Here is a 21,164-nt window from a genome sequence, read left to right as displayed (position 1 = left end):
TCTGTAGCCGCTGGCGAAGCCTGCGTACGAGCGCGAGGCGCTCGCCAGCCGAACCACTGATGCACCGCGTTGCCTGGCCTGGCGGCTACTGCATCGGAGTGCCGCGCAAACCGATCGCAGCCTGCGGCAGCGGCTCCATCACCCGCGATGTAGCCGCTGCGCAGGTTATTCCGCGCGGGCCTTCTCGACCTTGTCCGCGGCGGACCACAGGCGGTAGCGCACTTCGACGTCCTTGGGGGCGTAGATCACGATTGGCAGCTTGCTGTTGTAGCGCAGCACGAAGCCTTCGCCGACCACCGGCACGAACGCCTGCTTGCTGGTGCCCTCGGGGCAGGCCATCAAGGTGCTCATCGGCCCGCTGACCTTGTCCAGGCGGTAGTAGGGGTAACCCCAGCCTTCCAGGTTCTTCTCTTCCAGGGTGCCGCCCAGGCGCTGACGGTTGCAGTCGACGGTCAGGGTCTTGCCGGCCAGGACCTCGACCTTGAAGTCCTCTTCCTTGGCCTGCTTGGGCAGATGGATCACCTGACGCACAAAACCTTCTTCAGCCTTGGGGTAGGGCGCCACGTCTTCGAGTTTGGCCGCATGGCTCAGGGTGGACAGACCGCTCAACAGCACAGCGATGGCGGTGGAAACAGGGAAAAAGCGCATAAGGCCTCCTTGCAGGTTGATCGACGGCCTCCCAATGGAGGGAGCCGTTTGCTTGAAACGCCGGGCAGTTTGACTGGGGAACGCCCGGTCATGCAAACCGTGGCCATTTCACAGCGGCAAATGGCATGACGCCAGCCTTCGAGACCGAGGGGATAAGCCGATGATTTATCCCCCATGGCGACGGGCGGGAGGAGGTTCCATTCCCTCTCGGCGAGAGGCCGATGTCGTGCTCTTAGGAGGTCTTCCGGTCGGACGAAAGTCCCAGGACCGAGGGTGAAAAAAAGCCTCACTGCTCAGAGCAAAATAGAATTTAGTGGATGCGCAAATACGGCCTAGTCTAATTAATGGCTTTCTCTTCCAGAGAGGTTTAGTCACGCCGTACGCCGTATTTCGGGGGTGGAATCCCGAGACGATATTCTTGCCATCATTGAATGGCCATTGCACCAACGGAGAGATCTGCCATGTTCTTATCTGCCTTGGAACTGCGCAATATCATTGAATGCAGCTTCCTGCCCAAACGCTGCGAGTGCACCCTGAGCCCCGACCTGCACATGACCGTGAAAGTCTATGGCGACCATGAAACCGACCGCGTGGACCTGGTGGTCACCGGTATCGATGCGGCGAGCCTCAACGGCTGCCGGGAAATCAACGATTTGATCGCCGAGTTGCGCTACGACCTGGCGAACCATCCGGGAAGCCAGCCCATCGCCCTGAAATCCAGGGCTCATTGATCGGCGGCTTTGCCAATGCCTGTGTTGCTTGCCTGGCCTGGATAACCTCCGGGCCAGGCGCAACCTCGACCTTCACCGCTACCAGAACCCCTGCCTGAATCTCGCCGAGCTTCCTGCACCTTGCATGCGGTAGCGCAGGGCAGCCCTCAGTTCTGATAACTGCAAGCATCCGACAGCTTGCGGTAACTGATGGCTTCCAGCTTGCCCGCCTTGTCGATAAAGGTCATGTCCGCGGTGACCACCTTGCACTCCGGCGTCGCGGGCTCGGTCATCGACACCACCTTGGCCACCTTCAGCGGCATGCCATAGTGATAAGGCACCGGCTGCACCTGGGCCGTGTCCGCCTGAGCCACACCCACGACCCCGACAAACGCCAGGGCCCCGACCAGCAAAATACGCATGTTCATGAGCGTTCTCCGATAAGCCCGACAAAACCGCATCGAGCGCGCCGCGGAGGGGCGACAGGGGATTCTGCGCTGCGCGGTCCTGTACAGTTTTGGGCGGCGGGATTAATCGGAGATTAAGTAGGGGGCTAATGGATTGTGCGGGAGGGAAACTGCCCGACGAGATGTGCTTTGCGCAGAAACGCCTATTCGGGGTCAGCGGGGGGCCTGAAGGCAGGGGACACAAGCCCCTGCCTTGCAGGTCGTCAATGCCTGGCCCGATTTCGGGCAGGCATTGAATGCACTTATTTCTTGTCTTTCTCCTTTTCTTCCTCTTCTTTCTCCAGCAGATCGATCCCGCGGATATCGAAGTAGCATTGCCCGCTCACCGACTTGGCTGAGCGCTGCGCCAGGGACTGGACCAACTGGTCATGTATGAAGTGGCCGAACAACAGGCTCACTTCCTCCGGCAATGGCGACAGTTGTTCCTTGAACCATTCCTCTTCCAACAGCACCTGCCACACCAGCATCTGCTGCGGTGTGCCGGCGGCCCTGTAGCCATCCCGCGTGCGGCCGCTGCGCATGCTGCGGGCTTCACTGTCGACATCTTCCAGCCAGCCCAGCTCTGCCCTGAGCGCCTCGCGTTCGGTTTGCAGTTCCTGGGTGCGCTTGAGGCGGGCCTGTCTCTTTTCCGGGGTTTCCACCGGGCGGCCGAACATCCCGGCGCTGTTCCCCGAGGCATACTGGCTGGCGTTCAGGCGATCTTCCTCTTCGCCGATCTCCCGCAGGCGCTGCACATAAGAGCGCGAGATCGACGCCAGCCAGCGGATATACAGGCGCATATGGCCGAGGAAGGGCGCTTTGTCACCCAGGTTGAGGTTTTTCAGTTGGGCAATGCTGGCCTTGGCGGCCGACTGATAATGCTTGACCAGTCCAAAGGCAGTCTTGCCGTTGATATGGTCGTTGAAGGTGAACAGTCCGGCTGTTTTCATATCGATGTCTGGCAGGTCTTCGATATGTGGGAAGGGCACTCCCGCCTGGAATGCGGCGCGGTACATACGGTGCAGGCTGACCAGGGCCAGCTCGGCACTGGGTTTCTGCTCGCCGGGCAGCAGGCTGCCACCGATATCCTCGCTGACCCCGGGCATCAGTTCTTCGCGCCACTTGGCGTTGCCTTTGCCGAGCAGGCTGGCCCGCCGGTAAAAGCGTCGCTCGTGGGCGGCGACCAGATGCAGCGCCTGCCTGACCTGCTTGGGCAGAACATTGGCGTCCCCCAGCACGTTACTGGTGGGCACGGGTATATAGTCGTCGATCAGCGGTATATCGCTACGGCTGCGATCCACCGCGTCGAACAGGCCGGCGAACAGCACTACCACCTGTGCGCCCTGATACTCCACTTTCTCGCCATCGATCAGGCTGCGGTCCAGCAGGCGATACAGAAAGCCTCGGGCCAGGGTGGCGCCGTAGTCGAAGCCGTACACGGACAGTTCGATACGCTTAAGGGGCGGGCCGCTCAAGGCCTTGACCTTGCTCACTTCGTCGTTCAGGTAGTCGATGGCGCCATCGATGCGAATATTGGCTCCAGTCTTGGCTATCTCAGCCATGATGGGGTTGTCGCGCAGGGGCGGAATGACTTCAGACGCCGCGTCGACCACTACGCTCTTCAGTATTTTAAGGCCCTTAAGGGGGGCGCTGACCAGGTCCTTCAGGTCGCGTTTCCAGCGATCCCACCAGTTACGACCTTTCAGTACATCCTTGAGGATCTTTTTCCCTTCGTCCTTTGCCACATCCTTGGGCACATCGGCTGCCTTGCTGCCTGCGGTATCCACGCCGGCATTGGCGGTAACTGTCAGGTCTGCGATGTACTCCGCGCCCATGCCTGAGATATAGGCCTTGCGATAAGCAAAATTGGGGTCGGGTTCCTTATTTGGCATATCGATAGGGTGGGCCAGGAACATTTTGCCCACGTTACTAACCCGGCCTGATTGCAGGTCTTTCAACAAATGACGCCCAAAACCGTCGAAAAAAAATCCGATCCGCAAGGTTCGTTCACAGGTAGTGACATGAGAGTTATTGAACGGGCCGGCACATCGGGCACTGGCAGCAGCCGCCAGATCAGAGTTTTTGGTGCTCATTGGGATGTGGTTTCCTGATCCTTGGTATTAGGCATCGGAGGGGCTTCTTTGAGGTTTTCATAAGGCGTGTCCAGATTGGGGCTCCAAGCCACACGGACTTGGTCCCCAGGAAAGAAGTGCACATGTAGATATCGGTCGCCGCGTTGGCGAGGAGGATTGGGGAGTTTGACCGAAAGGGTTTCCTCCCGAGCCCCCTGCTCATATTGGGTACGGGTCATACTTTTGATCCAGTCCACCTTCAGAACCTTGCCCTCAATGCGCCAGCAACAGGTCATACCTCCGTTCCCCCCCCAATTGTCATTGACGAAATAGCTGAAGATGGGGCGATCCGTATGGTTGTGGCCATAGAGCATGGCTCCTGGCGTGCGGCTGTACTGCCAAATGAAATAGGCAGCGATCAGCCCCCCAACAACCAACAAGTTGATCAAGGTCTTCTGTAGTCCAGACAAGGACTTCCAGCGATTTCTGAGCGATTGAATCGATGTCACAACAAACTCCTTGTCGGTCCGAACCTGTTTCTGCATACGGTCATGTTCTTTTGCCCAGGTTGGGCAGTTCGTATCGTATTAATGATTGATGCTGAAAATCGCTGACTCATTGAGCTTTGGCTTCCTGATCCTTGGTAGCAGGCACCGGAGGCGCTTCCTTGAGGTTTTCGTAAGGCGTGTCCAGGTTGGCACTCCAGGCCAGGCGAACCTGATCGCCGGGGAAGAAGTGCACATGCAAATAGCGGTCACTGCGTTGGCGGGGAGGGTTAGGGATCTCGATTGAAAGGGTTTCCTTTTTAACCCCCTGACGCACTTGTTCTCCTGTGCGGCCTTTTATCCAGTCCACCTTCAGCGTCTTGCCCTCGATGCGCCAGCAACAGGTTGCTCCGCCTCCTGCGTTTGCTGTGGCATTGCCTCCCCAGTTGCCATTGACGAAGTAGCTGAAGATGGGGCGATCAGTTTGGTTATGCACATAGAGCATTGCCCCGGGCATCCGGCTGTACTGCCAGATGAAATAACCGGCGACCAGCGCGCCCAGAGCCAACCACTGGATCAGGGTTTTCTGGCGGCCGGGCAGGCGCTTCCAGCGTTTTGCGAGTGACGGCAACGACATCGCCTCAGGCGCCTTCTTGTGCGGCCAGGGCGTTTTCCAGGGTGTCCCGGTCATCGGTGACCTGACGCAGGATTCCCGCCCATTCGGGGCGCTGGTGCAGTGGATTGCGGGTGATCAGGCTGTGCAACACGAAGGTCGACTGATCTTCCTGCTGGTCCAGGCCCTGGTCTCTGGCGATCTGCAGCAGGTCTTGCACCTGTTGCAGGCGTTCGCCGTGGCAGTCGCTGGCAAAGGCCTCGGGGGCGACGTTTTCGGTCTGCACCAGCAGCTGCTCGGCGTGGGCGTCATGCTGCAGGCTGTGCATCATCGGCTCATCCAGGCGGATCGGGTGGTACTCGGGCACTTCGCTGTGCGCCGGACCGGCAAGACGCTGCCAGTCTTTTTCGGCCTTGACCCACCAGGTGTCGAGGGGGCCGAACAGCCACTGGTGCCATGGCTGGCCGACTTGCTGGTGGAGCAGGGGCAGTACCTCGGCGCTGTAGCTGCGGATCAGCAGCACCGCATCGTTGGCGTCCTGGCAGACCAGGGCGTCGCCAAGGTGGGTGGCCAACCGATTGGCTGGCAGGGTGCTGCTCAACCAGCCGGCCAGGTTCGAGCCGAACAGTTCGTGGATCGCCACCAGCCGCTCGAACGGTTGACCGGTCATGTCCAGCAGTAGCGGCCCGTCATTGCGCAGCTGGACCAGCTCGGCCTGGTACATCAGGGGCCAGCGGGCGCCTTCCAGTTCACCCAGGGCGTTGCGCTGCGGCGCGCTGAGCAGGGCCTGCTCGACGATCGCCGTGAGGCTCAAGCCCTTGGCCGCGGCGTCGACCCAGTCCTGCTGGCCTTGCTGCAAATCGCTCATGGCTGTGCTCCGGACAGAATTGCCTGGCGTTGGCGGATGGCCTTGAGCAGGCACTCGACGCAGATACCCTTGGGCGGCGTCAGGCGCGGTATGGGCGAGTTCAAACGACCCAGCAGCAGGCCGCCGGCCTTGTCGGCGTCAGCGAGCTTCAGCAGTCCCGGCAACAGCGGCGCCGCCGGCGTACCCACGCCCGGCGCGCCTCCGGAGTTGATCTTCACGTCGGCCCCGCTGATGGTCACGCCACCACCGTCGAGCTTGACGAAGCTGCCGCCGGCCTTGGCGGTCAGTTCCGCGCCTGCCTCGACCACGACCTTCCCACCGGCCTTGTAGTGAATCTCCTGGCCAGCTTCGACGAATTGCGCGGTGCCGATGTTGGCGTGCTGGGTGACGGCCACGGTCAGGTGGTCGTTGGCGCGGATTTCGCTCTTGCGGTCGAGGTGGGTGATGCGGTGTTCTTCGGCCTTGAGTTCGGTGAGGGTGTTGGCTTCGACCGTGTCGTGGCGCTGGTTGCCGACGCGGATCCGCTGGTCGTGCTCGACGTTCTCGTCCCAGTCGCGCTGGGCGTGCAGGTAGATCTGCTCGGCGCCTTTCTTGTCTTCGATGCGCAGTTCGTTGTAGCCACCGCCGCCCGGCGAGCTGAGGGTCTTGAAGGTGCTGCGGGTCTTGTTCGCCGGCAGGTCATAGGGGACCACGTTTTCCTTGTGGTACAGGCAGCCGGTGACCAGGGGCTGGTCGGGGTCGCCTTCGAGGAAGGTCACCAGTACTTCCATGCCGATCCGCGGGATGGCGATGCCGCCGTAGGCCTTGCCGGCCCAGCCGCTGGCGACGCGGACCCAGCAGGAGGTGTTGTCGTCGGCCTGGCCATCACGGTCCCAGTGGAACTGCACCTTGATCCGGCCGTATTGGTCGCAATGGATTTCTTCGCCCTTGGGCCCGGTGACCACCGCGGTCTGGCTGCCCAGGGACTTGGGTTTCGGGTGTTCCAGCGGCGGGCGGTAGTGGGCGTCCCAGGGCGTGACGAGGAAGCGGTTGCGATAGCCCTGGTGGAAGTCGTCCTTGTTGCTGGTGACGTCGCTGGTGATGTTCTCGCCCAGCACTTGTGGCTGCTTGCCTTCGTGGATCACCTCCAGCAGCAGCCAGAGGTCGTTCCATTCGCTGCGCGGGTGGGCGGCCAGGGTCAGGAAGTGGCCGCTGACCAGGCTCGGTTCGTCGCCTTTGCCTTCGGCCAGCCGGTAGTCGCTGCGATGGCGTTCCAGGGCGCGGGTCGCCAGTTGCTTGCCGCGGGCCTGCTGGGTGAACAGGCCGGGGTAGTCGTAGTCTTCCAGGTCTGGCATGAATTCGGACTTGGCCGCGCCCTCGGGCAGCAGGCGCGGTTTCTCGAAGTCGTAGTCGCGGCGGCTGACGCGGCTGGTGCGGGTTTCCAGGCGCAGGTTGAAGCGCTTGATCACCGGCTGTTCGGCGGCCATGCCCGAGTCCTGCTGGTAGTTCACCGCCGCCAGTTTGCGGAACACCGTCTGGTCGTCGCCGAACACCAGCTTGTGGCCGCTGGCGCTGTGCTGGAAGTGGAAGTGAATGCCTTCTTCTTCGCACAGGCGCTGGATGAAGTGCAGGTCGGATTCGTCGTACTGGGTGCAGTAGACCCGCTCCGGGTAGGTGGCGCCGAGCTGGAAACTGTAGGCGTCGGCCAGGATGCCGCGGGCCTCGAGGACCTGGGCGATGATCTTCGGCACGCTGAGGTGCTGGTAGATCTTCTGGTTGAAGTTGTGGCGCAGGTAGTTGAGCTGCGGAGTCAGGCTGATGCTGTAGCGGGTCAGCTTGCGCCCGGAATCGCCCTGGGCGATGCGGTACACCAGGCCGTGGATCAGGCCTTTACCGGTCGCGCCAAAAGTCAGGCAAGCCGGCTTGTGCAGCAGCTCTTCGAGCTTGAGGTCGGGACGCGCGCTGACCAGTTCGATATCGAAGCAGAAGGGCTGATTGAGGGCTTCGCGGCCAACGAAACTGAGGACCTGAAGGTCGACCGAGGCGCCTTCGATCGTCAGGGAAATATGGGTAGCGTTAGCATCCAGCATGCCGTGAAATCCATCCATTGAATAAGCAGGGGGCGGATGGTGCAGGAATAAGCCGGTCGATTCAAGCCGAGGCGGCCGCGGCTTTCCGCCCGCCGGAACATTCAGAAATGTCCGCGATAACCATTACTTATGCCTGACAACCCATCCGGCTAACGCCCTACGGGCATCAGCGGAGTTGGCTGTAGGGGATACGCCGATGGCCGCTCAGGGATTCCCGTGGCGACGTGGGCCGGCGACGGGCTTTCGAGCAGCGAGCCAGCGCCGCAATCGCCGTCGGCCAGCTGGCCCGCAAGGGCGATACAGGCTGTCGCCGGGGGCTGGTCGTTGTCGCGTCAGGAACGCGGGGGCAACGGCGGCCGGTAGTAGCTCTGGAACCAATCGACAAAGCGTCCCAGGCCCTCGGCCAGGGGGACCTGAGGGCCGAAGCCGGTGACGTTCTCCAGGGCGCTGGCATCGGCGCAGGTGTTCAGCACGGTGCCGGGTTGCAACGGCAGGTACTCGACCTGTGCCTTGCGCCCGAGCAGTTGCTCCAAGGTGGCGACGTAGTCCTTGAGTTCCACCGAACGTTGCCCGCCGATATTGAATAGACGCCAAGGCGCCATGCTGGTGGCGGGATCGGGGTGTTCGCGGTTCCACAAGGGGTTGCGCACCGGTGGCTTGCCCAGCAGGCGAACCAGAGATTCGACCAGGTCGTCGATATAGGTGAAGTCGCGCTGGTGCATGCCGTAGTTGAACAGCTTCAGCGGACGGCCTTCGCAGATGGCCTGGGCGAACAGCACCGGCGACATGTCCGGGCGTCCCCAGGGGCCATATACGGTAAAGAAGCGCAGGCCGGTGGCCGGCATGTCGAACAGATGGCTGTAGCTATGGGCCATCAGCTCATTGGCCCTTTTGCTCGCGGCGTACAGCGACAGCGGATGGTCCACGGTGTCGCTGGCCTTGTGCGGCAGTTGATGGTTGGCGCCGTACACCGAACTGGACGAGGCATAAATCAGGTGTTCGGGCGGATAGCGCCGGCACATTTCCAGCAGGTTGAGAAAGCCGCCGAGGTTGTTGTGCAGGTAAGCCTTGGGGTTTTCCAGGGAATAACGTCCCCCGGCCTGGGCCGCCAGATTGATCACCACCTGCGGGCGAACCTGGGCGAACAGCCGGTCGAGGGCTTCGGTATCGCCGAGATCGAGGCGGTACAGCGGGAACTGTCCCACCTGCTGCTCCACCCAGCGCACCCGGTAGTGCTTGAGTTGCGGGTCGTAGTAGTCGTTGAAATTATCCAGCCCGGTGACCTGATGCCCATCCTTGAGCAAACGCAGAGCGGTATGGGCGCCGATGAAGCCGGCGGCCCCGGTGATCAGGATATTCATGCGCAGAGCGCCCCCGGTACGCGCCAGGGCAAGCCACTGCCCGGGTGACAATGGCGAGCGATGTCCCGCGCGATGGCGAGGGCGACTGCTTGTACCAGGCCGACATGGCCGGTACCAAAAACGCTGACATCCAAGGGAGGAACCTCATCCGTGATGGGTAATGCGTGAGTTTCATGGCTCACTTTTTAAAGAACTGAATAGGTGCAAGTCCTTTTCGCGTTCTTTTTTTGACACTACCACAGCGAGGAGTCGGTTAATTGGCGTTTTGTCGTGTTATATAAATGACGAAGGCGTTCTGTATAACCATGTTTAAGAAGTAACAACGTTTAAAATCAACTAGATAACCTTAATTAAAGGCTTATGAATGCCTTGGGGCAATTCCTGGGTAACAAACCCGGAAGGGCAAATTAATCCGACGAGCGGTAGAAGTTTTAACGAAAAAAACCATTTTTATCCTGGGCGCAGGCTTCCTTGGATCCAAAACCTCTCGAAGCGCCCAATGAATAGCGCCTTGGCCAAGAGCCTGGAGAAAGGCAAAGAGTGTTGGAAATGATCGCTTTGTTCCAGGCGAGGGCAGCGCGTTGAAGGAGAGCGCTCAGAGCCAAAGGCTGTAGCCGCTTCAGACTAAAGTCGGGTGTGGCCCGTCAAAGCCATCTGCCATCATTTGCAATCAACATTGATTTGATCAATTCACCTGGCCAGAAATGATTCGCCAGATGGATTGCTATTGCCTTCTTTCATCTGCTTTACCGATGCACTGCTGGAGCTTTTCATGCCTTTCCCTTTGCTGCACTCATTCCGACCGCTGCGTTATCCAACGGTGGGCCTCGGCGCCCTGTGCCTGTGCGCGGGTTTTACCGCCCGGGCCGAGGCCGCGGGTTTCTTCGAAGACAGCAGCGCCAAGCTCGAGTCGCGCACCATCTACTTCAACCGTGACTTCCGCGACGGCCATACCGGCAACGATCAGGGAGCCTCCAAGCGCGAAGAGTCGGCGCAAGGGTTCATTCTCAACCTGCAATCGGGCTACACCGAAGGCACCGTCGGCTTTGGTATCGACGCGCTGGGCATGCTCGGTTTCAAGCTCGATTCCAGCCCCGACCGCAGCAACAGCGGCCTGCTGCCGTCCAGCGGCCAGGACCCGCGGGGTTCCAAGGACCAGTACGCCAAGCTCGGCCTGACCGCCAAGGTGCGCCTGTCGCAGAGCGTGCTCAAGTACGGCGCGCTGCTGCCGGACCTGCCGCTGCTCAAGTACAACGACGGGCGCCTGCTGCCGACCATGTTCAACGGCGCCATGCTCACCTCCAAAGAGATCAAGGACCTGACGTTCACGGCTGCGCGGCTGGACAAGTACACCGCCCGGGACTCCACGGACGCCCAGGACATCCGCGTGCACTGCAAGAACAAGCGGTATGCCTGCAACATCACCGCCGACCATTTCGACATGTACGGCATCGACTACAAGTTCAACGACCGCCTGACCGGTCAGTATCACTACGCCGAGCTGGAAGACATCTACCGCCAGCACTTCATCGGCCTGCTGGCCAACCAGCCGCTGGGCCAGGGCGTGCTCAAGGCTGACCTGCGCCTGCTCAAGAGCGCCGACAGCGGCGCCGAGCGCGCCGGTTCCATCGACAACCGCGCCCTGAGCGGCATGCTCGGCTACGCCATCGACGGCCATACCTTCAGCGCCGGCTGGCAGCGCATGAACGGCGACAATTCGATGCCGTACCTCGATGGCAGCAACCCGTACCTGGTCAACTATGTGCAGGTCAACGACTTCGCCGCCGCCCAGGAGCGCTCCTGGCAGCTGCGCTATGACTATGACTTCAAGGCCATCGGCATCAACGGCCTGAGCTTCCTGACCCGCTATGTCAGCGGCGACCATATCAAGGTCCCGGGCAGCGACCAGGAAGGCCGCGAGTGGGAACGCGACAGCGAACTCAAGTACGTGGTGCAGAGCGGCACCTTCAAGGACGTCAGCCTGCGCCTGCGTAACGCCACCTACCGCAGCAACTACGAAAAATACGCGCGGGACGTGGACGAGACGCGGCTGATCGTCAGCTACAACTTCTCGATTCTCTGACGGCGCTGCCGGAAGCTGAATCCGCGATCTGTCTGGATAAACGCGTTGGCAGGTTTTGCGGCCGCTGCGCGCCCGATCGCAGGCTGCGCCAGCGGCTACGGGGTTCGCGGTGTCTGTGTAGCCGCTGCCGAGCCTGCGAGGCTGCGATCGACTACGCAGTAGTCGCGATCTGCACGCGGCCACTTCAGATAGATCGCGTTGCTGGCTTTTGCGGCTGCCTTGCAGCCGGTCGCAGCCTCGCGGAGCTCGGCAGCGGCTACAGGGAGTGCGCAGGCCGGGGAGATGTGCACAAGCACAGTTCGGGCCGTTACAGCCAATGCCAGAAGCGGCTCCAGAAGCCGCGGTTCAACTCTTCCCGGCAGCTGGCGTATTGCTGGCCGTACAGGCTGGAACGGCTTTGCACCTTCATTGCCACGGTTTGCAGCCAGGGCTTGGCCGTATAGGTCTGCCGGCGGTAGCCGCCCCAGCCTTCGTGATAGTTCAGGTACTGGCGGTAGGCGTCCTGCTTGGTCACGCCGTTGACCCGTGTGGTCTGGTCCATGTACCAGCCGATAAAGTCGGTGGCGTCGGCGAAGTTGGTGCGGCTGGCCCAGTAGTTGTCGCCTTTGCGCTGGTAGTCGCCCCAGACTTCGTCCTTGGCCTGCGGGTAGCCGGCCGCCGTGCTCACCCGGCCCCAGGGAATCACCCACAACAGGTATTTGCGTGGCGGCAAGGCGTCCTGCTTGAAGCTCGATTCCTGGTAGATGATCGACAGCGGTACCTGGATCGGCACCCCCCATTTCTCTTCGGTGGCCTTGGCGGCTTTGTACCAGTCGCTTTTCTCGCGAAAGATCTCGCAGATGTCGTTGGGGTTGGCCGGCGGCGAGGTCGCGCAGCCGGTCAGGATGAGGGGGAAGACTACGGCGGCACAGGCAAAGCGGGTCAAAGGCAAGGCTCTATTCGGGTCGATGGGGGCGCCAATGTGGTACGAATGCGGCGCCCCTGCGATCAGTTCAGTTGGTGGCGATAGGGCAGGTCCGGTCCGGTCTTGCCACAGGTCAGCGCCGCGGCGCGGATGGCGAACCTGAGCATCTGGTCGATCTGGTCCCGGCTCAAGCCCGCCACACCCTCCAACGAATCCAGCTGCCGTTCGGTCAGCCAGGCAATCAAGGCGGCCTGGAAGGTGTCGCCGGCGCCCACGGTGTCGGCCATCTTAATCGGCATGGCCGGTGCCGACCAGCGGCCATGCACCCGGCTGAACACCGTCGCGCCCTCTGCGCCGCGGGTCAGGAACACCAGCTGGCAGTGATGCTGCAGCCAGCCTTCGATCACGTGCTGCGGATCCTGGCCGGGGTAGAGCAGGTGCAAGTCTTCGTCGCTGACCTTGATCAGGTCGGCCAGCCGGACCAGGGTGTCGATGCGTTGGCGCCACAGCTGGATGTCCGGGGCCGGGTTGAGGCGCACGTTGGGGTCGAGGCTGATCAGGCGCTGGCCGCGCTCGCGACGCACCAGCGCCAGCAGGGTGTCGCCGATCGGCTGCACCACCAGGGAAAACGAACCGATGTGCAGGCCGCGCACCCGCCTGTCGAGCGGCGGCAGGTCGCTGAGCTGCAACTGGCGGTCGGCGCAGCCTTCGCCACGGAAGCTGTATTGCGGCGAGCCGTCGGCGCCCACCGCGACCATCGCCAGGGTGGTCGGCGCCTCGACGTGCAGCAGGTGGTCCTCGGCCACGCCTTCGTCGCGCAGCACCTGCAACAGGCGCCGGCCGAGGTAGTCGGTGGACAGCCCGGCGAACAGCGCCGCGTCCACGCCCAGGCGGCGCAGACCGACCGCGACGTTAAAGGGCGAACCGCCGGCGATGGCCTGGAAGTTGACCCGCGATGCCCGACCGCTGGCATCGTCTTCGCTGAAAAAATCGAACAGTGCTTCACCACAGACCAGATACATAGTCATTCGCTCTTCAAAAGGGTTGCCACATGCTGTTGGTAACGTTCATAGGCCTGCTGATAGGCCGCGACATTGGCCGCTATCGGCAAGGTTTCGCTGCTTGCATCGAGCCTCACGCAGCGCTGGCACAATTGCGCCAGGCTCTGCGGCTGGCCGCTGCTGCGGGAATAGCACCAGGCCGCCTGGATCGCCGCGCCCAGGGCCGCGGCCTCGCTCTGCTCGGTGCAGACCACCGGGGTGTGCATGATATCGGCGACCATCTGCCGCCACAGCGGGCTTTTCGAACCGCCGCCGATCAGGCGGATGCCCTGGCTTTGCAGGCCGTTGTGGCGCAGCAGGTCGAGGCCGTAGCGCAGGCCGAAGGTGGTGCCCTCGACCACCGCGCGGCACAGGTTGGCCCGGGTCAGGTTGTCGGCGGTCAGCCCCAGCAGGCTGCCGCTGGCATGGGGCAGGGCGGGGACCCGCTCGCCATTGAGGAACGGCAGCATGCACACGCCCTCGGCACCGATCGGCGCCTGCGCCACCAGCTGGTTGAAGGCGTCGATATCCAGCTCGAACAGTTCGCGCACCGCGCCGGTGGCATTGGTCAGGTTCATGGTGCAGATCAGCGGCAGCCAGCCGCCGCTGGAGGAGCAGAAGGTCGCCACCGTGGCGTCCGCGCTGACCCGGGGTTGCTCGGCATAGGCGTACAGGGTGCCGGAGGAACCCAGGCTCATGGTGATCGCCCCGGGCTGGATATTGCCGGTGCCGATGGCCCCGAGCATGTTGTCGCCGCCACCGCTGGACACCAGCGCCCGCGGGTTGAGGCCCAGGTGCCGGGCGAGCTCCGGCAGCAGCGTGCCCACCGGCTGGTCGGCTTCGAGCAGTTCCGGCAAGGCGGCTTCCAGGCGGCCGTCGGGGTCGATGTGCCGGAGCAGTTCCAGGTCCCACTGACGGCTGCGCACGTTGAAATAGCCGGTGCCCGAGGCATCGCCGTATTCGCTGCAGCAGCGGCCGGTCAGCCAGTAATTCAGGTAGTCGTGGGGCAGCAGCACATGGGCGATGCGCTGGAAAATCTGCGGATGCTGTTCCCGGGTCCACAGCAGTTTCGACACGGTGTAGCCGGGAGCAATCGCCACACCGAGGCGTTCCAGGGAGCCCTGTTCGCCGCCCAGGTAATCCAGCAGGCGCTGGTTCTGCGGGGTGGATTCGGTGTCGCACCAGAGCTTGGCCGGGCGCAGCACCTGGCCCTGCTGGTCGAGCAGGACCAGGCCGTGCTGCTGGCCGGAGACGCCGATGCCGAGGATGTCCAGGCCGCCGACCCCCGCCGCCAATAACGCACGGCGGGTGGCCAGGGTGAACGCCTCGCGCCATTGCTCGACGTCCTGTTCACGGCGGCCGTTGGCGCCGCTGATCAGGCTGTGGGGCGCCGCGCCCAGGCCCAGTACTTCACCGCTGGCGGCGTCGAGGACGATGGCCTTGGTGCCCTGGGTGCCGCAGTCGATGCCTAGGAAAAGCTGTCTGTGGTTCATTCGAGATGCTCGTCGATAGGTTGTGAGCGCGTTGCGCTCTATCGCGAGCAAGCTCGCTCCTACAGGGGATCATGCTCATCTGTAGGAGCGAGCTTGCTCGCGAAAAATCTCCCGGGTCACGCTGTCGGTTTGTCCAACACCCGCTCCAGGGTGCGGGTCACGCCGTTGTCGCGCAGGCTGCTGTAGCAGCGTTCGAAGGCTTCGACAAAGGCCGGCGAGTTGGGGATGGCGCTGCCGAAGATCTCTTCGACCGCCAGCAATCGCTGGCTGATCAGTGCGTCGTCCGCCACCAGCGCCTGGCAGAACGCGGCGCGCGGGTCGGGAATGCGGTAGGTGTCGCCGTTTTCGTCCACGCCCTTGAGGTACCGGGCCCAGGCGGCGACCACCAGGGCGGCGCGCTCGGTGTCGCGGCCATCGGCGATCAGGCGGTTGAGGGTCGGCACGCTGAACTTGGGCAGCTTCGACGAGCCGTCGGAGCAGACCCGCTCCAATTGGTCGGCAATCGCCCGGTTGGAGAAACGCGCCACCAGGGTGTCCTTGTAGGCGCAGAGGTCGATGCCCGGCACCGGCGCCAGTTGCGGGGTCACATCCAGGTCCATGTAGGCGCGCATGTACGCCACGAACAGCGGGTCGGCCATGGTCTCGTGGACAAAGCGATAACCCTTGAGGAACCCCAGGTAGGTCAGGGCCAGGTGGCTGCCGTTGAGCAGCTTGATCTTCATCTCCTCATAGGGCGTGACGTCGTCGGTGAATTGCACGCCGACCTTTTCCCAGGCCGGCCGGCCGCTGACGAACTTGTCTTCCAGCACCCATTGCGCAAAGGGCTCGCAGACCACCGGCCAGGCGTCGTCGATGCCGTGCTGGTCGTGCAACTGCAGACGGTGGGCGGTGCTGGTCATCGGTGTGATGCGGTCGACCATGGCATTGGGGAAGCTGACGTGGGTGGCGATCCAGTCGCGCAGGTCGGCGTCGCGCTGCCCGGCGAAGGCCAGCAGCGCCTTGCGGGTCACCGCGCCGTTGTGCGGCAGGTTATCGCAGGACATCAGGGTAAAGGCCGGGACCCCGGCCGCCCGGCGCTGGGCCAGGGCCGCGCAGAGAAAACCGAACACGGTCTGCGGCTGCTGCGGGTGGGCCAGGTCGTGCTGGATCTGCGGCAGGTGGGCCATGAACTCGCCGCTGCTGTCGTCGATGCAGTAGCCACCCTCGGTAATGGTCAGCGAGACGATGCGGATCTGCGGGCTGGCCAGTTTGTCGATCAGCGCCTGGGCGCCGTCTTCGGCCAGCAGCATGTCGCTAATGGCGCCGATCACCCGCACTTCGGCGGCATCGCTGTCGCCCAGCTCGAACAGGGTGAACAGGTAGTCCTGGCCGGCCAGGTCGTCGCGGGCGCGGCGGTCCTCGGCGCGCAGGCCGATTCCGCAGATGCTCCAGTCCAGGCCTTCGCCGGTGTTCATCAGGGCATCGGTGTAATAGGCCTGGTGCGCCCGGTGGAAACCACCCACGCCGATATGCACCATGCCTTGTCGGGTCTCGACCAGGTCGTAGGCGGGCAGGCGGACTTCAGGGGCCAGGTGGTGGAGGTTGTGTCGGTTCAGTTTCATCGTTCGGTTCTCGTTCAGGCGGCGGCGCGCAGCGGCCTGGCCACGGCCACGCCGTCGGCATCGAAGAGGTGGCAGTGCTCGGCGTCCAGGTTCAGGCTCAGCTGCTGGCCATAGGCGCTGGCCAGGTCGCCGCGGATGCGCATGGTCAGGGCCTCGCCGGAAGCGGTGACGACGTGGCAGAAGGTGTCGCTGCCCAGGCGTTCGCTAACGTCGGCGGTGACCTGCAGGGTGCAGTCGCCCGGCCGGGCCAGCTCCAGGTGCTCGGGACGAATGCCCAGGGTCACCGGGCTGCCGACGCTCAAGTGGGCGCCGCTCTGCGGCAGCTGGACGCGGGTGCCGGCCTCCAGCAGCACCTCGCAGCCCTGGCCATCGACCCGGCTCAGCCGGCCCTTGAGAAAACCCATCTTCGGCGTGCCGAGGAAACCGGCGACAAACAGGTTGGCCGGGCTGTGGTACAGCTCCAGCGGCGAGCCCACCTGTTCCACGCGCCCGCCATTGAGCACCACCACCTTGTCGGCCAGGGTCATGGCTTCGACCTGGTCGTGGGTCACGTAGATCATGGTCGCCTGCAGCTCTTTATGCAGGCGCGCCAGCTCCAGGCGCATCTGCACCCGCAGCGCCGCGTCGAGGTTGGACAGCGGCTCGTCGAACAGGAAGATCTTCGGGTTGCGCACGATGGCCCGGCCAATCGCTACGCGCTGGCGCTGGCCGCCGGACAGCTGCTTGGGCTTGCGCTCGAGCATCGGCCCCAGTTCGAGGATGCGCGCCGCTTCGTCGACCTTCTGTTGCACCTCGGCTTTCGGCACGCCGGCCAGGTCCAGGGCGAAGGACATGTTCTTGCGCACGCTCATGTGCGGGTACAGGGCGTAGGTCTGGAACACCATGGCCAGGTCGCGCTTGGCCGGGCTGACCTCGGTGATGTCGCGGCCATCGAGCTCGATGGTGCCGCCGCTGACTTCCTCCAGGCCGGCGATCAGCCGCAGCAGGGTGGATTTGCCGCAGCCCGAGGGGCCGACGAAGACCACGAACTCCTTGTCGCGCACCTCCAGGTCGATGCCCTTGATGATGGAAAAACCTTCGAAGCCTTTTTGCAGATTGTTGATTTTCAGGTTGGCCATGACGAGCCTCCATGTTTCTGAATGTCGGTGTAGCCGCTGCCGCAGGCTGCGATAAGGCTCGAAGAGCCTTCCCGCGGTCTTGAAAAGCACGACCCCTTCGGGGCCGATCGCAGCCTGCGGCAGCGGCTACAGGGTTTTGATCAAGGTTTGGAGCAGCGTTGATCAAGGGGGGAGTTCGGTTTATTTCACGGCGCCGAAGGACAGGCCGCGCACCAGTTGTTTCTGGCTGATCCAGCCGAAGATCAGGATCGGCGCGCAGGCCAGGGTCGAGACCGCCGAGAGCTTGGCCCAGAACAGCCCTTCGGGGCTGGAGTAGGAGGCGATCAGCGCGGTCAGCGGCGCGGCGTTGGACGAGGTCAGGTTCAGCGACCAGAACGCCTCGTTCCAGCACAGGATCAGCGACAGCAGCACGGTGGAGGCCAGCCCGCCCTTGGCGATCGGCAGCAGCACCCGGAGCATTTCCTGGCCCAGGGTCGCGCCGTCCAGCCGCGCGGCCTCGAGGATGTCCCGGGGGATGTCCTTGAAGTAGGTGTAAATCATCCAGACCACGATCGGCAGGTTGATCAGGGTGTAGATCGCGATCAGCGCGATGCGCGTGTCCAGCAGGCCAAAGCTCTTGGCCAGCAGGTAGATCGGCATCAGCACGCCCACCGGCGGCAGCATCTTGGTCGACAGCATCCACAGCAGGGTGCGCTTGGTGTTGCGGGTTTCGTAGAAGGCCATGGAGTAGGCCGCCGGCACCGCGATCAGCAGGCACAGGGCGGTGGCGCTGAAGGAGATCACCACCGAGTTCCAGGCGAAGGCGAAGTAGTTGCTGCGCTCGTTGATGTGCAGGTAGTTCTCCAGCGTCGGCGTGAAGATGAACTGCGGCGGCGTGGCAAAGGCGTCGATTTCACTCTTGAAGCTGGTCAGCAGCATCCAGAAGATCGGGAAGAAGATCAGGATCGCGATGGCCCAGGCCAGGGTGCCGAGCAGCAGGCTTTGCAGGCGGCGGGATTGTTGCAGGGTCATGGCGCGCACCTCAGGGCTTGTCAGTCAGGTTTTTGCCGAGCATCCGTACCAGGACGATCGCGGCGATATTGGCGATGACCACGGCGATCAGGCCGCCGGCCGAGGCCATGCCGACGTCGAACTGCACCAGCGCCTGGTTGTAGATCAGGTAGGCGAGGTTGGTCGAGGCGTAGCCCGGGCCACCGTTGGTGGTAGTGAAGATTTCGGCGAACACCGAGAGCAGGAAGATGGTCTCGATCATCACCACCACCGCGATTGGCCGCGCCAGGTGCGGCAGGGTCAGGTGCCAGAAGATCGCGATGGCCCCGGCGCCATCCAGGCGCGCGGCTTCCTTCTGTTCCTGGTCCAGCGACTGCATGGCGGTCATCAGGATCAGGATCGCGAACGGCAGCCACTGCCACGAGACAATGATGATGATCGACAGCAGCGGGTAGTGGGCCAGCCAGTCCACCGGCTGGGCGCCGAACAGCTTCCACACCGCGGCGAGAATCCCCGACACCGGGTGGAAGATCAGGTTCTTCCAGATCAGCGCGCCCACCGTGGGCATGATGAAGAACGGCGAGATCAGCAGCACCCGGACAATGCCGCGGCCGAGGAACTCGCTGGCCTCCAGCAGGGCGCTGATCAGCACCCCGAACACCACGCTGATCAGCAGCACGCTGCCCACCAGCAACAGGGTGTTGGCGGCCCCGGGCAGGAAGCCCGAGTCGGTGAGGAAGTAGGTGAAGTTCTCCAGGCCGACGAACTGGTTCTCGCCGGGGTACAGCAGGTTGTAGCGGATCAGCGAGAAGTACAGGGTCATGCCCAGCGGCACGATCATCCACAGCAGCAACAGCGCCACCGAGGGGCTGACCAGGAACCAGCCGGGGTTGAGCAGGCGGCGCTTGCGCGCGGCCTGGGGGATTTGCAGATGAGCGTTGGCAGTCGAGGTATTCATGGCGATCACAACCGTTCAGGTGTAGATGCGTTCCCTCCCGTAGGAGCGAGCTTGCTCGCGATCACGCCGAAGGCGTGGAAAGCATCGCGAGCAAGCTCGCTCCTACAGGTACAGGGATGGGGGATTACTTGGGGTAGCCGGCGCGTTTCATTTCGCGTTCGGTGGTCTGCTGCGCGGCGGCCAGGGCCTGGTCGACCGTGGTCTGGCCGATCAGCGCGGCGGAGAACAGCTTGCCGACCTGGGTGCCGATGGCCTGGAACTCGGGGATGGTCACCAGCTGGATACCGATGTAGGGCACCGGCTTGAGGGTCGGCCTGGTCGGGTCGGCGACTTTCAGCGATTCCAGGGTCACCCTGGCGAACGGCGCGGCCTGCATATAGGCCTCGCTGTAGGTGGAGGCGCGGGTGCCCGGCGGTACGTTGGCAATGCCCTCTTTCTCGGCGACCAGGGCCCCGTATTCCTTGGACGTGGCCCAGGTGGCGAAGGTTTGCGCGGCGTCCTTGGCCTTGGAACTGGTGGGGATCGCCAGCGCCCAGGAGTACATCCAGGCGCTGCCCTTGTCGGTCACCTGCTGCGGCGCGTAGGTAAAGCCGACGTGTTCGCTGACCTTGCTCTGCGCCTTGTCGGTGACGAAGGAGCCGGCGACGCTGGCGTCGACCCAGATCGCGCACTTGCCGCTGTTGAACAGCGCCAGGTTCTCGTTGAAACCGTTGCTGGAGGCGCCGGGCGGGCCGGCCTTTTTCATGGTGTCGACGTAGAAGGCCAGGGCGTTTTTCCATTCCGGCCCGTTGAACTCCGGCTGCCACTGCTCATTGAACCAGCGCGCGCCGAAACCGTTGGCCAGGGTGGTGATCAGGGCCATGTTCTCGCCCCAGCCGGCCTTGCCGCGCAGGCAGATGCCGTACTGTTCCTGCTCGGGTTTGTTGAGTTTGCCGGCGAACTCGCCGATCTGTTCCCAGGTCGGGTGTTCGGGCATGACCAGGCCGGCATCCTTGAACAGGTCGGTGCGGTAGTAGGTCATCGAGCTTTCGGCGTAGAACGGCAGGGCGTACAGTGTGCCCTTGGCCGACAGGCCTTCGCGTACCGAGGGGAAGATGTCCTGCAGGTCATAGGCGGCGGGCAGGTCCTGCATCGGTTGCAGCCAGCCCTTGGCGCCCCACAGTGCGGCTTCGTACATGCCGATGGTCAGCACGTCGAATTGCCCGCCCTGGGTGGCGATGTCGGTGGTCAGGCGCTGGCGCAGCACGTTTTCTTCGAGCACCACCCAGTTCAGCTTGATGTCCGGATGCTCGCTCTCGAAGGCCTTCGAGAGTTTCTGCATGCGGATCATGTCGCTGTTGTTGACGGTGGCGATGGTCACGGTCTGGGCGCCGAGGCTGACGCCGCTTAAGGTCATGCAAGTGGTGACGAGCAGGGCTTTGATGCAGGGTTTCATCGTGCACTCCTCTTCCGGGCCCGGTGGGCGGCAGAAGGACGGTTATTGTTGTTGTGTCTTCCGGATGCTGGGAAGAATGTGGGCTGATTACAGCCCTCAACGACCGCGCTGACAAATCATCCCTGACACTTGAATCGATACTTTTTTGCACTGCGATGAAATCCTCCGCCCGGCGCAAGCCGCCATGGGCCAAGGATTCGCCCGTTCGGGCCGGGTAAAGCAGGGGAGATTGCGTATTGGTTTTTTTACCGTGGCGGCCTGGACCGGAGA

The 21,164-nt window shown here is 63.0% G+C and carries 18 protein-coding genes; 2 read left to right on the top strand and 16 right to left on the bottom strand.

Annotation, left to right across the window (positions count from 1 at the left end; translation table 11 throughout):
• Positions 1 to 165: 165 nt before the first annotated feature.
• Positions 166 to 648, bottom strand: coding sequence for a serine protease inhibitor ecotin (gene eco / locus J4E58_RS30165; RefSeq protein WP_087091025.1), 483 nt, complete (start codon positions 646 to 648; stop codon positions 166 to 168).
• 461 nt (positions 649 to 1,109) lie between these two features.
• On the opposite strand from eco, the gene J4E58_RS30160 reads away from it, so the two are divergent.
• A complete protein-coding gene (locus J4E58_RS30160; RefSeq protein WP_007926398.1) occupies positions 1,110 to 1,379 on the top strand; it encodes a DUF1652 domain-containing protein in 270 nt (89 codons plus the stop codon).
• A gap of 146 nt (positions 1,380 to 1,525) precedes the next feature.
• On the opposite strand, the gene J4E58_RS30155 is transcribed toward J4E58_RS30160, so the two are convergent.
• The 7 genes from J4E58_RS30155 to J4E58_RS30125 form a co-directional block, all read right to left on the bottom strand.
• Positions 1,526 to 1,786 carry a DUF2790 domain-containing protein gene (locus J4E58_RS30155; RefSeq protein WP_087091024.1) on the bottom strand — a complete coding sequence of 87 codons (261 nt, stop codon included), beginning with the start codon at positions 1,784 to 1,786 and terminating at the stop codon, positions 1,526 to 1,528.
• 281 nt (positions 1,787 to 2,067) lie between these two features.
• The gene (locus tag J4E58_RS30150; protein ID WP_256583233.1) at positions 2,068 to 3,696 is read right to left on the bottom strand and encodes a phospholipase effector Tle1 domain-containing protein; all 1,629 of its coding nucleotides are present in this window, start codon (positions 3,694 to 3,696) and stop codon (positions 2,068 to 2,070) included.
• A gap of 197 nt (positions 3,697 to 3,893) precedes the next feature.
• Positions 3,894 to 4,421 carry a DUF3304 domain-containing protein gene (locus J4E58_RS30145; protein WP_172962988.1) on the bottom strand — a complete coding sequence of 176 codons (528 nt, stop codon included), beginning with the start codon at positions 4,419 to 4,421 and terminating at the stop codon, positions 3,894 to 3,896.
• Positions 4,422 to 4,491: 70 nt separating this feature from the next.
• Complete coding sequence (locus tag J4E58_RS30140; RefSeq protein WP_087091023.1) at positions 4,492 to 4,998, bottom strand: DUF3304 domain-containing protein; 507 nt, start codon at positions 4,996 to 4,998, stop codon at positions 4,492 to 4,494.
• Between the two features lie 4 nt (positions 4,999 to 5,002).
• Positions 5,003 to 5,842, bottom strand: coding sequence for a DUF4123 domain-containing protein (locus tag J4E58_RS30135; protein WP_087091022.1), 840 nt, complete (start codon positions 5,840 to 5,842; stop codon positions 5,003 to 5,005).
• Entirely contained in the window at positions 5,839 to 7,911 is a 2,073-nt protein-coding gene (locus J4E58_RS30130) for a type VI secretion system tip protein VgrG (protein ID WP_087091021.1), read from the bottom strand. The genes J4E58_RS30135 and J4E58_RS30130 overlap by 4 nt, the downstream gene beginning before the upstream one ends.
• A gap of 332 nt (positions 7,912 to 8,243) precedes the next feature.
• Positions 8,244 to 9,272, bottom strand: a complete 1,029-nt coding sequence (locus tag J4E58_RS30125; RefSeq protein WP_087091020.1) for an NAD-dependent epimerase/dehydratase family protein — start codon at positions 9,270 to 9,272, stop codon at positions 8,244 to 8,246.
• Positions 9,273 to 10,044: 772 nt separating this feature from the next.
• Between J4E58_RS30125 and J4E58_RS30120 the strand changes: the two genes are divergently transcribed.
• Positions 10,045 to 11,355 (top strand): OprD family porin, encoded by a 1,311-nt coding sequence (locus J4E58_RS30120; RefSeq protein WP_087091176.1) that lies wholly within the window; start codon positions 10,045 to 10,047, stop codon positions 11,353 to 11,355.
• 307 nt (positions 11,356 to 11,662) lie between these two features.
• Here J4E58_RS30120 and J4E58_RS30115 read toward each other — a convergent pair whose 3' ends face one another.
• The 8 genes from J4E58_RS30115 to J4E58_RS30080 form a co-directional block, all read right to left on the bottom strand.
• Positions 11,663 to 12,280, bottom strand: a complete 618-nt coding sequence (locus J4E58_RS30115) for a hypothetical protein (protein WP_087091019.1) — start codon at positions 12,278 to 12,280, stop codon at positions 11,663 to 11,665.
• A gap of 62 nt (positions 12,281 to 12,342) precedes the next feature.
• A complete protein-coding gene (locus J4E58_RS30110; RefSeq protein WP_087091018.1) occupies positions 12,343 to 13,281 on the bottom strand; it encodes a carbohydrate kinase in 939 nt (312 codons plus the stop codon).
• Between the two features lie 2 nt (positions 13,282 to 13,283).
• A complete protein-coding gene (gene xylB, locus J4E58_RS30105) occupies positions 13,284 to 14,792 on the bottom strand; it encodes a xylulokinase (RefSeq protein WP_087091017.1) in 1,509 nt (502 codons plus the stop codon).
• Between the two features lie 116 nt (positions 14,793 to 14,908).
• The gene (locus J4E58_RS30100) at positions 14,909 to 16,393 is read right to left on the bottom strand and encodes a mannitol dehydrogenase family protein (protein WP_087091016.1); all 1,485 of its coding nucleotides are present in this window, start codon (positions 16,391 to 16,393) and stop codon (positions 14,909 to 14,911) included.
• 14 nt (positions 16,394 to 16,407) lie between these two features.
• Positions 16,408 to 17,511 (bottom strand): ABC transporter ATP-binding protein, encoded by a 1,104-nt coding sequence (locus tag J4E58_RS30095; protein WP_087091015.1) that lies wholly within the window; start codon positions 17,509 to 17,511, stop codon positions 16,408 to 16,410.
• Positions 17,512 to 17,691: 180 nt separating this feature from the next.
• The gene (locus J4E58_RS30090; RefSeq protein ID WP_009043804.1) at positions 17,692 to 18,522 is read right to left on the bottom strand and encodes a carbohydrate ABC transporter permease; all 831 of its coding nucleotides are present in this window, start codon (positions 18,520 to 18,522) and stop codon (positions 17,692 to 17,694) included.
• 10 nt (positions 18,523 to 18,532) lie between these two features.
• On the bottom strand, positions 18,533 to 19,459 hold the full coding sequence (locus J4E58_RS30085) for a carbohydrate ABC transporter permease (protein WP_087091014.1): 927 nt from the start codon (positions 19,457 to 19,459) through the stop codon (positions 18,533 to 18,535).
• A gap of 124 nt (positions 19,460 to 19,583) precedes the next feature.
• Positions 19,584 to 20,894, bottom strand: coding sequence for a sugar ABC transporter substrate-binding protein (locus J4E58_RS30080; protein WP_087091013.1), 1,311 nt, complete (start codon positions 20,892 to 20,894; stop codon positions 19,584 to 19,586).
• Between the last annotated feature and the right edge of the window lie 270 nt (positions 20,895 to 21,164).

The sequence above is a fragment of the Pseudomonas sp. FW305-25 genome, assembly GCF_017351415.1.
Taxonomy (GTDB): Bacteria; Pseudomonadota; Gammaproteobacteria; order Pseudomonadales; family Pseudomonadaceae; genus Aquipseudomonas; species Aquipseudomonas chlororaphis.
The sequence above is the reverse complement of the archived record's forward strand: the minus strand, read 5'-3'. Positions and strand labels throughout refer to the sequence as shown.

Bases quoted from the DNA above. Each gene is read 5' to 3' on its own strand.
- eco (WP_087091025.1), bottom strand. From the start codon at position 648: ATGCGCTTTTTCCCTGTTTCCACCGCCATCGCTGTGCTGTTGAGCGGT.
- J4E58_RS30160 (WP_007926398.1), top strand. From the start codon at position 1,110: ATGTTCTTATCTGCCTTGGAACTGCGCAATATCATTGAATGCAGCTTC.
- J4E58_RS30155 (WP_087091024.1), bottom strand. From the start codon at position 1,786: ATGAACATGCGTATTTTGCTGGTCGGGGCCCTGGCGTTTGTCGGGGTC.
- J4E58_RS30150 (WP_256583233.1), bottom strand. From the start codon at position 3,696: ATGCCAAATAAGGAACCCGACCCCAATTTTGCTTATCGCAAGGCCTAT.
- J4E58_RS30145 (WP_172962988.1), bottom strand. From the start codon at position 4,421: ATGCAGAAACAGGTTCGGACCGACAAGGAGTTTGTTGTGACATCGATT.
- J4E58_RS30140 (WP_087091023.1), bottom strand. From the start codon at position 4,998: ATGTCGTTGCCGTCACTCGCAAAACGCTGGAAGCGCCTGCCCGGCCGC.
- J4E58_RS30135 (WP_087091022.1), bottom strand. From the start codon at position 5,842: ATGAGCGATTTGCAGCAAGGCCAGCAGGACTGGGTCGACGCCGCGGCC.
- J4E58_RS30130 (WP_087091021.1), bottom strand. From the start codon at position 7,911: ATGCTGGATGCTAACGCTACCCATATTTCCCTGACGATCGAAGGCGCC.
- J4E58_RS30125 (WP_087091020.1), bottom strand. From the start codon at position 9,272: ATGAATATCCTGATCACCGGGGCCGCCGGCTTCATCGGCGCCCATACC.
- J4E58_RS30120 (WP_087091176.1), top strand. From the start codon at position 10,045: ATGCCTTTCCCTTTGCTGCACTCATTCCGACCGCTGCGTTATCCAACG.
- J4E58_RS30110 (WP_087091018.1), bottom strand. From the start codon at position 13,281: ATGTATCTGGTCTGTGGTGAAGCACTGTTCGATTTTTTCAGCGAAGAC.
- xylB (WP_087091017.1), bottom strand. From the start codon at position 14,792: ATGAACCACAGACAGCTTTTCCTAGGCATCGACTGCGGCACCCAGGGC.
- J4E58_RS30100 (WP_087091016.1), bottom strand. From the start codon at position 16,393: ATGAAACTGAACCGACACAACCTCCACCACCTGGCCCCTGAAGTCCGC.
- J4E58_RS30095 (WP_087091015.1), bottom strand. From the start codon at position 17,511: ATGGCCAACCTGAAAATCAACAATCTGCAAAAAGGCTTCGAAGGTTTT.
- J4E58_RS30090 (WP_009043804.1), bottom strand. From the start codon at position 18,522: ATGACCCTGCAACAATCCCGCCGCCTGCAAAGCCTGCTGCTCGGCACC.
- J4E58_RS30085 (WP_087091014.1), bottom strand. From the start codon at position 19,459: ATGAATACCTCGACTGCCAACGCTCATCTGCAAATCCCCCAGGCCGCG.
- J4E58_RS30080 (WP_087091013.1), bottom strand. From the start codon at position 20,894: ATGAAACCCTGCATCAAAGCCCTGCTCGTCACCACTTGCATGACCTTA.